The sequence below is a fragment of the Spectribacter acetivorans genome, from assembly GCF_031846305.1.
Taxonomy (GTDB): Bacteria; Pseudomonadota; Gammaproteobacteria; order Nevskiales; family Salinisphaeraceae; genus Spectribacter; species Spectribacter acetivorans.
This window is the reverse complement of record NZ_JAVRHY010000006.1, coordinates 121,100-135,914: the sequence shown is the minus strand read 5'-3', so window position 1 is coordinate 135,914 and position 14,815 is coordinate 121,100. Positions and strand designations below refer to the sequence as shown.

Below are 14,815 nucleotides of genomic sequence, written 5' to 3'. Positions count from 1 at the left end.
GCACGCCGCCGGGTGGCGAAGGGCCGCGGTAGTCGCTAGTTTTTGGGCTCGTGGTCGAGGTCCGACAGGTTCGATTTCGTGTCGAACATGATGACCGACTCGGCCTCGTTTTCCGCCCAGAACTGGGCGCGATCTTCCTCGGCTTGTTCAAACCCCATCGCCCGAACGTCGTTGAATGTCTCAGTTATCTTGCTGGGGTCAACCGTGACCTCTTCGCCGCTATCGCCACCGAAGAGACCTGAGAAGAAGCCGGCATTCTGGTCACTTGATTGAGCCTGAAAGGTAGGCGCTTCGATGGAGCCATTTTGAAGTCCGCGCTCATACTCGTCAGCACCCATCTTGCCCGCATTTGCCTTGTAGGTAAGGTCTTGTGAGCTGTTACCGCCATCCCAGGGCGCTCCTGGAATCATTCCGACTCCACCATCGAACTCCATACCTTGCGCTTTCATCACCTGCATGCCTGCCTCGGCCACAAGCTGTTCGTTATGCTCCGAATAGTTGTAATCCACGGCCCCCATCAGCTGATCGACCCGATCGGCGCCGCGATATTCCTGGCCTTCCCCGTACTGCTGTTCGACCACGCCGGCGAGCTGGGCTGAGGCCAGATCGCGCTCGCCCGTACTGGGATTGAGGGTTGGATTGGCGTTTTCTCGGAACGTGTCGAACATCTGCCCCGACATGGTCTGAACCTCGTTGTATTCGCTGCCACTCATCATGTTGGCAATCGATTGGCTCGACAAAGGTTCATTGTTCTCCAGGGCTTGCTCGATGCGCTGGACGTTCTCGTCGGACAGAGAGATAGCGCCGGTGTCATTGGCGATCAATGCCGCGGAAGACGTGAAGGTGTCGTTATCGCGCAGGACCTGCTGCTGAAGCATGCCGCCGAGAGCTTGCCCTTGAACATCGTCTCCATCGAGCAAGCGGCTAGCAGTCTGATGTAGTGATGCCGCGGCTGAGCCTGCCCCTGACTTGGGGTTGTCCTGAAGTTGCTGCTTGAAGTTTTCCCAACGGTCTTCCATGCGTTCTGTAGCACCGGCGATCTGGGTACCGACTGCGCCCGGTTGATACATTTCTGTGCCGGAGCGGTCCGGCGTGCTGTTGTAGGCCGCCATCCGGACGGACTCCTCCGCCTGGTACTGATCGCCAATGCCTTGCCGATCCGACTGGATTTCCGACTGCTGGCCCTGGAAGTCCATGGGTTGCGGGCCTTCGGTGGGCGTGCCCGAATAAAGGTTCTGAAAATCCTCGAGCTTGCCGGCAAGTGCCTGCGCATCCTGGTTGGGATTGCTCTTCAGGCCCGGGATGAATTCCGAGACATCGCCTTCTCGAATGCCCTCCATCATGGCATCGCGGTACGCCATGGCCTCGAGCTGACGATTTCCCCCGAAGTCCTGGCCAGTCTGCTCAGCCCACTGCGACGCAGAGGGTTGAAGAGACGTCATCGAGATCTGCGAGCTACCACTGAGCTGTTGCTGGAAAGCCTGGCTCTCGGATAGCGATTCGTTCATCTCGCTGATAGCCGCCTTGGTTTCGGTGTAGCTCTCCTGGTCTTGTTGCTGGACCATCCGCGAGATCGAGTCGGTAGTGGACTTGTCCTGGCTTTGAGAAACCGTCTGCATCATCTGGGTGGACTGACCCTCGTCCGTTGAAATCTTGAGAAGATTCTGAACGTCCGCCTTGCCCTGTTCCGTCTGTCCGTATTCGCTTTTGGAGAGCATCTCAGCCGCACCACGAACCATCGCCTGGGCACCGGGGCCACTGTTACCCACTCCAAGGCTGCCATTGACACCGGCACTGAGGTTCAAAGCGCGTGCCTGTCTTTCGCTAATGCCCAGGTCTCGGGAAATGCCCTGACCGAGAATGTCCTTCACATCAGCCGAAAAACTCTGTGCCAACTGTGAGCTAGTGCCTGAGCTAGACGAATCCGTCGTCTTCAATAACTGGCCAGCCGAATTCATCACAGCTTCGCTTTGCATGTAGTTCGAAGCTGTGGAGGCCATCGCCTTTTCCGTGGACTGCATCGAGGACGTGGTAGCACTCGACATCGCACTATCCGCACGAATGGAGCCTGAGGCGCTATCAACTTCAGGCCGAAAGCCGTAGGTCGCCTGGCCGGCATTGTCAATGCTGGCCGACATCTGGCCGACCTTTGTGCCCAGCCCAGAATTCGACGCCGGCGAGGGCGAGGCAAAGGCCTCATTCGCACCCTCGGCGCTGGATAGATTGCGGGCCAGGGCTGTGGCTGTGATGGCGCTGCCATAGAGAAGCATGAGGACCAGCGCGGGCGTTGCGGCAATCAACATACCGGTGACGCCGATCCAGTCAGCAAGCGTGGCGTTAAAACGCCATAGTCCCTCCATGCTGCCGATGGCCGCATCAAGGTTACTGCCGGATGCAAAGGTCTCCATATCCCGGTTGATCACCAGCCAGGCATAGAGCTTGATGATGGCCATGATGGGTAGCCACAGTTGAACCCAGATGGTGATAAGCAGGTACTTACTGGCGAGCTTGATGCCCATAGGCCCGAGCACCACCAGGAAGGCAACGAGGGGTGAGACCGCGTAAACGAATGTCTCCAAGAAAGTCATGACCGGCTGCATGATTTCCTGGAAGGTCGAGCCGTTCAGCGAGAGTTTGAGGTTGCGCCGGTTTCGATTTTCCTCGAGCAGCATGGCCGCGGTGGTATCACCACGGGAGATATACCCCTTCTGCATGCCCTCGTCGACGTAGCGCATGAAGATGCTGTTGAGCATCCAGCGGTTGGCATCGATACCGTTGTCCAGCAGGGAGTGAAGGACGTTCTCGACATAATCATCGCCGTGATCAATGTCGTTGATGGAAAGGACGTCGTTGACCCGAGACCGCAGCGTGCCGTCGGACTGGATGGACGAGAGCATGTTCTCGATACGTCCGGTGGCCGCCAGGCAACTGATGTTGTCGTAGCTCCCAGTGTTCTCCTTGTAGAGCATATAGCTCGTGGCAGAGGGATACTTGATCCCGTCCCACGCGTAGGGGTCGGAGTAAATTGTGTCGGGATCCAGTCGTCGGTCACTGATGCCTCGCATCGTGCAGCGTGCGACATACTCAGGGACGTTGTGGCGTAGCTGACCCTGGGGTCCGTCCGGGGAGAACGTGACGTTGCGCAGATTCAGAAGCGCGTACAAGGGTTTGGTGAATGCCTCCTCGAAGATGCCTTCGTAAGGTGCGGTGGTACTGCCAACGGGGGAAAACCCCTGCTCGAACAGCTCCGTCAAGGCAACGCCAATGGTTGAAACGGTCTGGCCGATCGCCGCAACACCCACCGGGACATTGTCGACTGTCTGGGTCGCGCCGGTGTAGACATCCTCGATAATCACGGTGCCTTTGGGAATGAACATGACGCCGTAGATGATGAAGGCAATCAGTGCATGCTGGATCTCGAACTTCGTATCCATCACCGCGCGGATGGAGACCAGAAGAACCCCCAGGAGAAAACCAACGGATACGAGGCCCCTGAAGTCGTCGGTGTTGGTGATCAGGGCGATTCCCTTCATCACCTCGAAGAGAAAACGAGAATCACCGATGGCGAAGATTTCGTACATGGTTAGACCTGAGGAGTGGCTTCTGAAAGCTCAGCTATTCAGTAAAGGAAAGGTCGGGAACAGAGAAGTTCTGCCCGCGGGTGGACTCCTGAACGACGCTGTGCGCTTGAAGGAGAGCGACGAACTGGTCCTCCTCCTCTTTCATTCTGATCGACTGCTGGCGAAGTTCCTCGCGGACCGTCCGAATGCGATCGAGAAGAATTGAAAACTTCACGTTGTCGGTCTCGATGGCCTTGGCCGTAACCGCCTCGTCGACCGCGCCGAGTACCTCACTGAGCAATCGGTTGACCATTTCGAGGGAGATGATGTCGACCATCTGACGAGCAAAGTTGTTGGCGGCACCGGGGTAGGGCGCGGTTTGAGTAAGGATGGGCACAATGGGCAGCTCGGTGGCGCCGATGAGCGCCTCGCTGATGGCGTCAAAGCCGACGGTGTCTTGCTCGATAGCCAGGAGGATGCCCGGCGTCGCGGGCATACCATATTGCGCCGGGCCACCGAACATGATGTGTCCCACGCGATCGCGCAGGCCCTGGAAGTCCGGGTCGGCGGCGATGCGAACCACTTCGGTGCACTTGTTGTCGGGGTCATCGCCGGCGGGCGGGCAAGACAGGATTTCGGGGTTGTCGTCGCCCTCCCCTGCCTCGCGGTTGCCGTCGAGCAGATGTGACAACGTAATCCCATGGCCGATGGGGTTGATCTCGAGGGTCTTCTGGCCACCATTGTCGACGAGCTTGGTCACGACGGTGCCAGTGATGGACTGAAGCTGTTCCAGGAACGCGCGACGACCATCCTCATCAAGACCCGCTATGAATTCGTCGGCCACCTGGGCATCACGCATCGCCACATAGACGAGGTTCGCATTCCAGTATTTCTCCGCCAGCGCTGGATTGTCGTCGGCGGCTTCGGTGACCGGGTCCGTGCCCTTCGCGTTTGATTCAATCTCGCGTTCGAGCCAGCTATTGGCACTGGCGGCAGCTTCCTCGAAGGCATTGCCTTCCATGGAACTTTTCATGGCCGGCCCTATGCCGGTGACATCGTCGACCAGCCATTTGGCCATCTGACAGCTGTTGCGGGCTTCCTGAGCAAGTTGGCCAATTCGGCGCTCGAGGTTGCGCATGATCTCGGCACAGGTTGGGCAGACGGCATCAATCCCGAGCTGGAAGAAATAGCCAACCGCGTTGCTCATGATGCTGCGCAGATACTCGGTGAACTCATCCAGGTTGATGAAGGAGAAGGCTCCGCCGAATAGCGAAATACCGCCGCAGCCGGCGTTAAACTCGGGCGCCTGAAGATTGAACAGGGCCGGCGCACGGAGTTTGTTTCGCACCTCGACGCCACCACCGGTGAGCACCCCGCGGCGCGATCCCTCATAAGCGCCCGGCGCGGTGGTATTGACCATCGCCCCGAACATGTCGTCCATCTCCTGCTGGAGGCTGGCTCGGGCCGGGGATGTCGTAACAAGAAGCAGCGAGAGAAACACGGCTGCGATAGCGATTCGATTCGGGCTCATTGGGTTTCTCCATTGGCAACCCGGGAACGAAGAAAGCGGATAATCTCGGCCGGGTCCTCAGTAGCGGCCTCGTCGGGCAGCTCGTCGGGATCAAGCGAAATGAGGTAGTTGTTGCGGGGCTTGGTCGCCTCGTACTCAGCCTGGGTGATCCAGCCCTCGGTGACGCCATGGGCGAGCACGCCGGACTCCAGGTCATTCATGGACAAGAAACTGCTGGTCAGATGGACGGGTGGCTTAGCGCCGTAGGCCATGAACACGGCCGGCATTGCCGGGGGCGAGAGCTTGAATGCCAGCTCAGGACTGACCACGATCTCATCCTTAGGTACGCCTTTCAGGGTCGCACCGTCGGCGGAGATCCAGCTGACCTCCATGTCGTATTTGCCGGCCAGTGATTTAAGGGGTGTGACCTGTAGATCGCAGAGCTTGCAGCTCTCGTCAAAGACATAGATCAGGCCGCCGTTACTGGCTACGCGCCCGAGCGCTTTCGTCCTGGCCTGGTCAGCCCGGCGTGACAGCATCTGCTGGGCGCCCTGGGCCAGAGGCCTTCGGATACTGGCGTCCAGCAACGGGTCGGTGCGGATGGCGACTTGGGTCGCATCTGCGAAGCGCGTGCTTCGATCCATCATCAAACGCTGCAGATACAGGTAGGCGGTGACGTTCTCCATGCTGGGATCGTCAAGGGCCTGCCAGAGATAGGTTTCGAGGTTCTCGCGCAGCCAGGCCGAGGACATGGCCGGCGGACCCTGTTCAGGCTCACCGGGCTGGGGCGGCGAGGAAGCGATCGCAGGTGGTTGGGGCTCGATGGGATCGGGCTTGATGACCTTGACCTGTGCCTTGGGCGGCGGTGGCGTCAGATCAGGTGGCTCAATCTCCGGCGCCGGTTCCGGCTCGGGCTCGTACCAGAACCAGCCGCGCTCGTTGTCATCGTAGTAACGATCGGGCTGCCCCGCGGCCATTGCCGGGACAGCCAGGGCGGCAACGAATAGGATGTGGGCGCACTTGTACATGCTCCCAAGGTAGCGCCGGACCGTGGGGGAAGGTGACGTTAAAAGCGGGCCGTTTGCAGGGGATTACGAGCCTGATTAGAAGGCAGTTGAAAGGAAATCATCGAGGGCCGTGACGTACTGAACATCGGGTGCATCTGAATCAACCGAAAGGGTTGACCAGTACAAGTACGCCGCTTCTTCGGTGGGGAATGGCGTGGTGGTCAGCCGGTATCGCACGGTGCCGAAATAATCGGAACGCGAGAGTACGCCATTGGACATCCCGAACCGGTCGAGGATAGCGTCGCTGGGGCGATCCTCCCCTACCCAAAGCTGGACGACATAGCCGGTGGCGCCGTCGAGCGCATCCGGTTCCTGGGTCAGATCAATCAGGCCGGCAGGATAGGCGACCTTTGACATGGGTGCGTCTTCCACGACGACGGTGTCTGGCTCGGACGGAGAGATTGATTCATAGGTACGAGTGGACACACTGACATCGGCCAGCGTCTCCCCGTCGACTCGTGACAGGCAGATGTAGGGATCATCTGTCGTGGGGCTGCCGATGTAGGCAATACTGCGGTTACCGATACGCTCGTTCCAGTTGAGGATGGATTCGTAGCCCTGCGTCCAGACGATCGTACGAAATCGGGGGATCGCCAGGCGCGTGGTGCGCAGCGATCGCATGACCTGGCGTTCGTATTCGGAGTCCCCAATGCATTCCGTGGCAATGGTCCGGTCACCGGTCTCGGGATCGGGTACATTGTTCACTTCGATCTTGCAGGAACCGTTGGCGCGCACGTTTCGGGAAAAAGCCGCCTGCAGTCGATCCATGGCTGCCTGGCGCTCGCTGGTCGAGCCGCGGTGGACCACCTCTCCGACACCGGGTTCCTGAAGCGAAGCCGGCTGATAACTCGAGGGGGAACTGGCACAGGCAGAGACCAAAAGAAGGGAAGCCGGCGCGAGCAGCTTGTTGAAGCGTTTGAGCATGAGCGGACGGATTGTCTGGTTCATTGAGAAATGATCGTCTGATCGGGCAAGGGCGTTCGCGTTTTAACACCCCGGATTAGAGGCGCTTTTTCCGTCTCGGCCCGACGTGTCGGCGTTGGCTGGTTAAAAAGTCATCAATCTGTAACGCGGCCGATGAGCACAACCAATCCGGCAGAGCCTGGTCGGCTTACTCACAAAGTTATCCACAGCTCCTGGGGAAGGCTCACTCGGCAGCCCGCAAACGGAGGTCGTGCAAGTCGATGCCCAGAGACTGGGCCGCGTTCTGATGGTCGGATTCGGTGGGTTCGGAGATCCGGCTACTCCGGATCCAGTTTCGCCAGAGCGCGTTGAAGGATTTCTTGTCCGGGTTCTCTCGGTAGGACTTGGCGAATAGTGCATTGGGGGCCAACACCTCATCGTAGAAATTCTCTCGCTCCACCGCCAACGTCTTGCTTGACTGCGATGCCTGCCATTGGTCAACCAGGTAGGCGGGTAAGTCCCGGGACTCGAAATCAAGTAGGCGGTCCCGGGCGGCGCGTTTCGCCGTCTCGACAGGGTCTTCTTGAGACTCACGCTCCGGCTGAGCGGCGAAGGCAAGCACCTGCTGCTGACACACCTGGGCGGGGCGATAATCATTCACGATGGCACTGACCGTGTAACTCGCCAGATTGGTGATCTTGTCTGGTGACCGCTGGTAGCGGTCTGCCACCACGCGCAGGTTGCCGCGGATGCGCTCGTGGTCGAACCTGGACATGAGGTCGACTGCCCGCGAGTGGTCAATCCCGAACCCGAGGAGGTGCTCGAAGAGATCGGGATCCGTCTCCACCACGCTGTCATCCACAAGCTTGTCCAGCCGCTTCGACGAAGGAAAGCGAGGGCCGGTGTATTCCGGGTTGTCCCCGATGGCAAAGCGAATCGCCACCACTGCCCTGCCCTGCCGACGAAACTCCGGTTCGACGCGAATCTCGGAATTTCGATTGCAGTCCTCCGTGGCCGGCTTGATGACCCAACGATTGAGCTCCTTGAATGCGAGATAAGCGGTGCGATGGCCGACACCCATGAGGCCGCGAAACTGTTCGAGGGTCCACCAGGCTGTGTAGCCGAGGTCGCGATATCGCGCGCAGTTTTCGTAGAGGGCAAGGGAATGGAAGTGGGTGAACAAGGACTGCACGCCCATGTTGAGTCGCGCAAAGACCTCGGGCTGAAGAAGGCGGTCAACCAGGACGGCGGAATAGGAGTAGCTGAGCTGGCCATCATCGATGGCGTAGCCGGCGAGAAGGGATGTGTTTCCGTAGTGGTGCTTCGAACGGCTATCGGTATAGGCCCACTGGATCTTCTTGTCGACCAACCCATCCAGGGTGGCCCGAGTGCGCGAATAGTTCCGGGTGTTCTCGCCCAGGCGGGCAAGTAGCTCACGCATGGGCATGCTATGGCGCCAGTCAATCTCGACGCGTCCAACAGCATTGGTCTTCATGGCATTGGAGATGAGGATGTTCATCGCCTGGCGCTCGCGAAGAGTCAGCGCCGCGGAGATGTGAACCGCATCGACCTGCTTGTTGAGGACTTCGAGTTGAGGGTGCACGAGGGAAACGTAATGCCATGCCATGGAGAGGCTGTGATGATCTCGCAGCAGGCGGCGGGGGTTGGCGGCGAAAGAAAGCTGATGAGACCCGGCTTTCCAGCGCTAATGCTTACACCTTATACCGCCCTTCTCTACACCGTTAGGCGCTAATGTTTACACCTTGGCGCTAATCCTTACTCCTGAGTTCGCCAATGTCTCCACCGTGGGCCGCCAATTGCTACACCGAAGCGCGCTATTATGGACACCCATATTGATGTAAGTGACTGTTTAACATGGCGGTTCTTGGTGCTTAAATAGGGAACTGCAGAAAAGAATAAAGCTGCCGCCGCGGTTTTCTCTTGTGTTTACGGTACGTTCTGGGGTGAACACGACCGGTAGATAGAATCCCCAGGATGACTCAGGTGCCCGTATAAAGGGGGTCGCCACCCGATAAGGGTGGCGCTCCCAGGGTGGAGAAATGGGCGACATGCTGTGCTCACTACGGTGGAGATATTGGCGCTACTGTTGCGCCCCGCCCTGCCCTTGCGTCTGAAGTCGTGCGTAGACCATCTTCAGCATCCCCGCTACATCCGAGATGCTGGCAAGCCCTGGCCGAGCTCGTCGAATCTGGGTTGCGACAAGCGAGGCCACATAGAACGCGTCAGCAGGCCCTACCGGCACGGCGATTGAGCGAGACGGCGCCCGCACCTGGACAAAGACCCTGCCCTGCTGGTTTTCGATGCGAAATCCCTTGTCGTTGTTCGGTCCATGATTGCTGAAATCACAACCGGGGATGATGCCGAGGAAGACAGCGGCCACCGAGAGCAGCTCGTCTTTGGTGAACTGCACGCTGATCTTGTTCGACCAGTCGTAACTGCGTGGCGCGTTTGACGCCGCAGCCTCGAGCTGAAGTGTCGGGTGGTTGCGGCGGGTCTCGGTAATCTCCCACGTCAACGCACCCTTGCCGCCGTAGACATGGTACTGACGGCGCTCGCGTTCATGCGCCGTGTCCTGCCCGCCCTGCCCTGCTCCATCCCGAGCTGATCCGGCCTGCGGGCTATTGACGCGCTCTTCTCGATGAGTCGGTTGCGCATTGTCGTTTTGGGTCGCGCCGGATTGTTCGGGCGCCTGGGCCTGACGATGATCCGACATGGCGGCGACATGCGCCGGATGCGGCCCTGGCTGGCTCGCCTGACTCTGAGGCAGGAATGGCTCGATCACCTTCTCGACATGCTTACGCGCATTCGGCTCGCGTGCAGCGCGGTTGAAGGCGTTGGTGAGCGTCTCGATACTCGCTACCTGCATCAGGTCTGTATGGGCCTGGGGCGTGATAAGCGGTAACCCGAGGGCTTTCAACCCCGCGCTGAAACACTCGAAATCGGTAAGGCTGGCGCGGGGCTTGTAGGCGGTCTGGGACATGACATATCTCCTAGTGTTCATTCACATGATGCCCGACTTTCGAAAATTGCAAGCACCCGTTGACACGCCAAATGCCGGCGCCAAGGGTGGGAATGTTCCACGTAGAACATTCCAGCGATTCGCACGGGAGGGGGCAGGCCCACTCTTGTCCCAATTGGGACATGTTTAATATCAGTGACTTAGCGCGCCTAGTGAGCCCGCGCCGTATGCCTTGTCTCATCAGGCCCAGTAACCGCCCCGAGCCATGTCCCAATTGGGACATGGCTATTATCAATGACTTAGCGCGCCTTTTCGATAAATCACCGGGCTGGTGGGTTTTCGGCTAACCGGGGGCGCTATACACTGCGGCAAGCTCATGCGTGTTGCATATCGCAGGCTTGGTGTTATCTCTCTGGTAACTGCCCTGCCCTCAACGGGGCCGGGCGCCATTCAATGACAGGAGACATGCCGTGGTTCTTTTGAGCCTGCCTCAGCGTAAAGGTGGTGTTGGCAAGACGACATTGGTTCGGATTCTGGCGGACTATTTCGGAACGCGAAAGCGGGTGCTCTTGGTCGACTTTGACGATCAATGCAACCTCAGCAACATTTTTCTGCCCATGGAGTATGTGGACCGCGGTCGGCACATGCGTCCGCCCCTCCATCCTGATTTCGATCCTGCAATGCCAGACATGGCGGACTGGTCCGGGCGGAGTTCGGTTGCCGATATTTTCTTCCCGAATAGGATCATCTATCAGTACGAAATCGCCCAGCTTGGGAGGGGTCGTGTCGATATTCTCCCGGCGGATAGCCGCCAGCTGATCGACGTGCGAGAGAGGGAGAAGGAATTGGAAGAGGATGGGTGGGAGACGCTGGTTGAGGAGGTGATCGGGGATTTTTTTGGGAGCCGGGAGCTTGCCAATGAATATGACCTGGTGATCTTCGATAGCGGGCCGAGCGAGAACTCTCTGATGAGGGGCGTTATCAAGGCCTCCAGCCACGTAATTATTCCGACGATCATGGAACAGCAGTGCGTTGACGGGCTCACCAGCATGAGCGGGATGATCACAGAGGAGCAGCAACGACGCTCGTCTTCGCATCCTTTAACGGTGGTTGGGATCCAGGTCAATATGTTCCGAAAGGGCACCTCGTTGCACGCTGGGTTTCTGGAGAACGTGCGGAATATGCCCGTGGTTGGAGAGCTTCTATCCCCTGTAATACTGCCGCATCGGGTGGCTTATGCGGAGCGAGACGTCAAGGGTGTGTTGCCGCGGTCCATCTTCGACTTGAAGCCCAGCGATACGGCGAGGCAGAAAGCTTTGGAGTTCTGTCAGTTCGTTGACTCGCGGTTATTTGAGGGTGACGCAAATGCCTCTTAAACGACCGAGAAAAATCGACGCGATCCGTGACGCGCAGACGGGATTGTCTCAGGGTGCCGCTTCGTTGAATCGAACGAGTTCCGGGGCTATGGCCGCACGGGCTACTCGCGTTCCTGTGTCCGATATCCGACCCGACCCGGACAATGCGCGGCAACTCAACATGACGATGGCCGTACTCAATGGCGAGGACAGCCCATCTGGAAAGGATGTCGCGATCGAAGTCGAGCACATTCAGAGCTTGAGCCGGTCGATCAAGGAATCTGGGTTGTTGCAGCCGGTGGTTGCTTATGAAACCACGGGAGGTGCCATCGAATTGCTCGCTGGGGAACGTAGATGGTGGGCCTGTCAGCTGGCAGGGCTGGATACCATCGATGTAATGCTATACCCCGAGAAGCCAACCAACGGGGCGGTGAGAAAGCTATCGGAAAACCTTCACCGCCGTAATCTGGATCTCGGAGGAGTGTTGCGTGGACTGATGCAAATCCTCGACGAACGGAAGGCGCTCGGGGACCCGATCCAGACAGGGGACGCGCTGAAGGAAGCCACGAGCCTGCCAAGGACCACTGCCTTTCGTTGGTGGCAGGTCCTGAATGGGCCCGAGGATATTCGAGAAGCTATCTACGCAGGCCGCATACCAAGCCTGCATGTGGCCTGTGGTCTATTGGATCTGACGGATGAGAATCGAAAGCTACAGATCAAGACGCAGCAATTCACCGATACAAGCCCCGATAACAGTCGCCAGAGCAAACCACAGAAACCTGCTGTGAAAGCTCAGCGAAAGGGGAGGGCGCTGCGTCTTGGCACCACTAAGAACAGCGATGTGGTCAGGCAGATCGTCAATACGATGGCGCCGCATCTGGCGACTGATGTCTCCAACTGGAACGATTCCGCTGCAGTCGAGAAGGTCTGGCGCCAAATGCTTGAAGAACTGGCCAGGGATCAGGATCAACCGAAATAAGCTCGGACACCTGAGCGCAGGGGAGGGTGACGCAATCCAGGACACCTCAGCGGTGCCGAGCATACGCAATGTCGGACACCTGAACGACTGAATAGCGTGATCGATCACTGGGCACCGGAGTCTTCGGCGTTCGAGATGACGCAATGTCGGACACCTTCGCGTTAAATCGATTGCCGATGACGCAAGCTTGGACACCTGAGCGAGTTGCCGGCGTATCGTCGACGCAACGTCGGCCACCTGAAAGACGAGACGGTGCTCATCGTGCGCCTCCCCAACTATTTGATCTCACGATCTGAAGAGAAAAGCAGCAGCAGACGAGGGTGATGCTTGGGGACCAGGCCTGCTGCGTTTTATAGCTTCAAGCAGGGCTTTTAGTTATTCGAGCTTCGTTTATAAGCCTAAAAACAAGAGGTTATAGCTTGTTGGGTGGCTGCAATAGCGCGCATAAGTGTCCCGGATAGCGCGATAGCCTGGGCCGGAAAAGCGCTAATGGATGGCCGGATTAGCGCACGAGTGACCATAATAGCGCGTGAGGGTGGCCAGTATAGCGGGCGTTGGTGGCTGGATGAGCGCTGCGCTAACGAAGGCGTCGACACACCACTCGAATAACTCACTGACGGCGTCGTGACGACGTTCACCCGCTATAGGTGGCCAGATTAGCGCGTGGCAAACACCGATCGTGATCCTGTATTTATCCCCTGCGGTCAGTGGCTTGGATGAATCATCTGATGACTGACGCTTATTCCGATGTGTGACGGTGTCCTGTATAGCGCAAGTCGAGCTGACTGGGAGTTGCTGAAGGTGTCCAGATAAGCGCGATTGCTGGTGTGAAAAGTTTTCTACGCAGTGAATCTGATCCTCAGGTGTCCACAATAGCGCGCTAACGCAAACCCGGACACCTGAACGGCCAACGATAAACGACTGAAACATCGACGGTTTTAAGATCGCTCCCGGTAAGGGTGTCCAAAATAGCGCGCTTTGCCTTGATCTGAAGAGTGCCTGGAGAGCGGTTGACAGGCCTGTTGCAGGTGATAAAAAGCGCTCAGGTGTCCGGCTTTGTTGCAGGCCTCTAGTATGCTCAGACATAACGAAGAAAGTGGTAAGGCAGTCGTACTGCGTAAGCACGTCGCTGCGGTTCACGTCGTGTCGCCGCTCACGCTCAAAGAAAAGCAGATGGCCAACCTGCTTCTTGAGAATGCCATGCGCAACAGCGACGACGGCGGAAGTATGACCAGCCACAGCATCTACATGCCGGATCTCGCTGAAGACTTGATGGGCACGAGGAAGAACCGGGACCGACTGAAACGCGCCCTAAACGGCTTGCTGAAAAAACGAGTGGAATGGGCCTATACGAACAAGGACTATCAGAGGGAGTGGGGCGCGAGTAGTTGGTTGGCCGGCTATCACTTCAACGGGACAACCCTGGAATACTCCTACAGTGAGCAGCTGGCGGACAAGCTCGTGAAGCCCGCCGTGTGGGCGCGAATCAACTTGAGCATTCAGGTCCAGCTCACGAGTCTGCACAGCCAGGCGCTCTATGAGAACTGTGTCCGGTACCGCGGCACGGGCAGGACAATGATCTGGGACCTTGAGACCTTCCGAAAGCTGATGGGGGTGGACGGCCACAGCATCTACCAGCAGTACAAAGAGCTGAATCGGAAAGTGATCAAGCCGTCGGTCGAATCGATCAATGCGTTCACAGAGATTGAAGTCGAACCAACAATTTACCGCGAGGGGAAACGGGTAAAGCGAATTGGATTCCTGGTCCGTGAGAACGTCAATTACGAGGGACCGAATATCCCCAATGCCGACTTGACGGGCAGGGACGTGGATCCAAAAGGCATTGAGGATCGTCCCGAGACATTCTCCGCCATGATGAAGTTCGGGATCGACCCGACACAGGCGGTCGCGCTGCTGCGTGACTACGAAGACGACCAGATACTGGACAATCTTCGGCTTGTGAGTTCACGGCTAAGAGACAAGCCAGGCAAGATCAAGAACGTCGGGGGGTATGCCATCAACGCCATCCGACGTGATTACCGAGCAGAGCATCTCGACCTGCAGGCCGCGATGGATTTCTCTACGCCAGAAGAAAAGGCAAGGGACGAGGCCGACAGGATCAAGCGGGAAGCCGCTGCCGAAGTCGCTGACTTCGAATCCGATTACAAGGACTGGCGCGTTGACCGATGGCTGTCGAGCGTGGATGAGTCGGTGGTCTCTGAGCACTTCGAGGAATTCATGGAATCCATGGCGGTGAAATACCCAACCATGAAGAAGATCCTGTCCAACCCCAATCACAAGGGTACCGTAGCCATGTGGCGCGAGTGGATTCGAGAGCACATCCTCCCAGCGCCATCCGATACAGAACGGCTGAGCTTCGCCAAGGAGAGCGGCTTCCCGCTCAATGAAACCAGGGTGGCCGCGGGTGAGGCGCCTCTGGTGGGATAAAAAAAGACCGCCT

9 protein-coding genes are annotated in these 14,815 nt (G+C 58.1%); 3 read left to right on the top strand and 6 right to left on the bottom strand.

Annotated features, from left to right (window positions below; genetic code table 11):
* Window positions 1-35 precede the first annotated feature (35 nt).
* From RM531_RS08720 to RM531_RS08695, 6 genes are all read right to left on the bottom strand, one after another.
* Complete coding sequence (locus RM531_RS08720) at window positions 36-3,581, bottom strand: conjugal transfer protein TraG N-terminal domain-containing protein (RefSeq protein ID WP_311658699.1); 3,546 nt, start codon at window positions 3,579-3,581, stop codon at window positions 36-38.
* 34 nt (window positions 3,582-3,615) lie between these two features.
* On the bottom strand, window positions 3,616-5,091 hold the full coding sequence (locus RM531_RS08715) for a conjugal transfer protein TraH (RefSeq protein WP_311658698.1): 1,476 nt from the start codon (window positions 5,089-5,091) through the stop codon (window positions 3,616-3,618).
* A complete protein-coding gene (gene traF / locus RM531_RS08710; RefSeq protein ID WP_311658697.1) occupies window positions 5,088-6,098 on the bottom strand; it encodes a conjugal transfer protein TraF in 1,011 nt (336 codons plus the stop codon). The genes RM531_RS08715 and traF overlap by 4 nt, the downstream gene beginning before the upstream one ends.
* Before the next feature lie 75 nt (window positions 6,099-6,173).
* A complete protein-coding gene (locus RM531_RS08705; RefSeq protein WP_311658696.1) occupies window positions 6,174-7,085 on the bottom strand; it encodes a hypothetical protein in 912 nt (303 codons plus the stop codon).
* Window positions 7,086-7,284: 199 nt separating this feature from the next.
* Window positions 7,285-8,667 (bottom strand): RepB family plasmid replication initiator protein, encoded by a 1,383-nt coding sequence (locus RM531_RS08700; protein WP_311658694.1) that lies wholly within the window; start codon window positions 8,665-8,667, stop codon window positions 7,285-7,287.
* A gap of 474 nt (window positions 8,668-9,141) precedes the next feature.
* A complete protein-coding gene (locus RM531_RS08695) occupies window positions 9,142-10,041 on the bottom strand; it encodes a hypothetical protein (RefSeq protein ID WP_311658693.1) in 900 nt (299 codons plus the stop codon).
* Between the two features lie 449 nt (window positions 10,042-10,490).
* Here RM531_RS08695 and RM531_RS08690 point away from each other — a divergent pair, with 449 nt between their 5' ends.
* The 3 genes from RM531_RS08690 (at window position 10,491) to RM531_RS08680 (ending at window position 14,802) form a co-directional block, all read left to right on the top strand.
* A complete protein-coding gene (locus RM531_RS08690; protein WP_311658692.1) occupies window positions 10,491-11,396 on the top strand; it encodes a ParA family protein in 906 nt (301 codons plus the stop codon).
* Window positions 11,397-11,556: 160 nt separating this feature from the next.
* Entirely contained in the window at window positions 11,557-12,354 is a 798-nt protein-coding gene (locus RM531_RS08685) for a ParB/RepB/Spo0J family partition protein (protein ID WP_311658691.1), read from the top strand.
* A gap of 1,074 nt (window positions 12,355-13,428) precedes the next feature.
* Window positions 13,429-14,802, top strand: a complete 1,374-nt coding sequence (locus RM531_RS08680) for a replication initiation protein (RefSeq protein ID WP_311658689.1) — start codon at window positions 13,429-13,431, stop codon at window positions 14,800-14,802.
* Window positions 14,803-14,815: the final 13 nt, after the last annotated feature.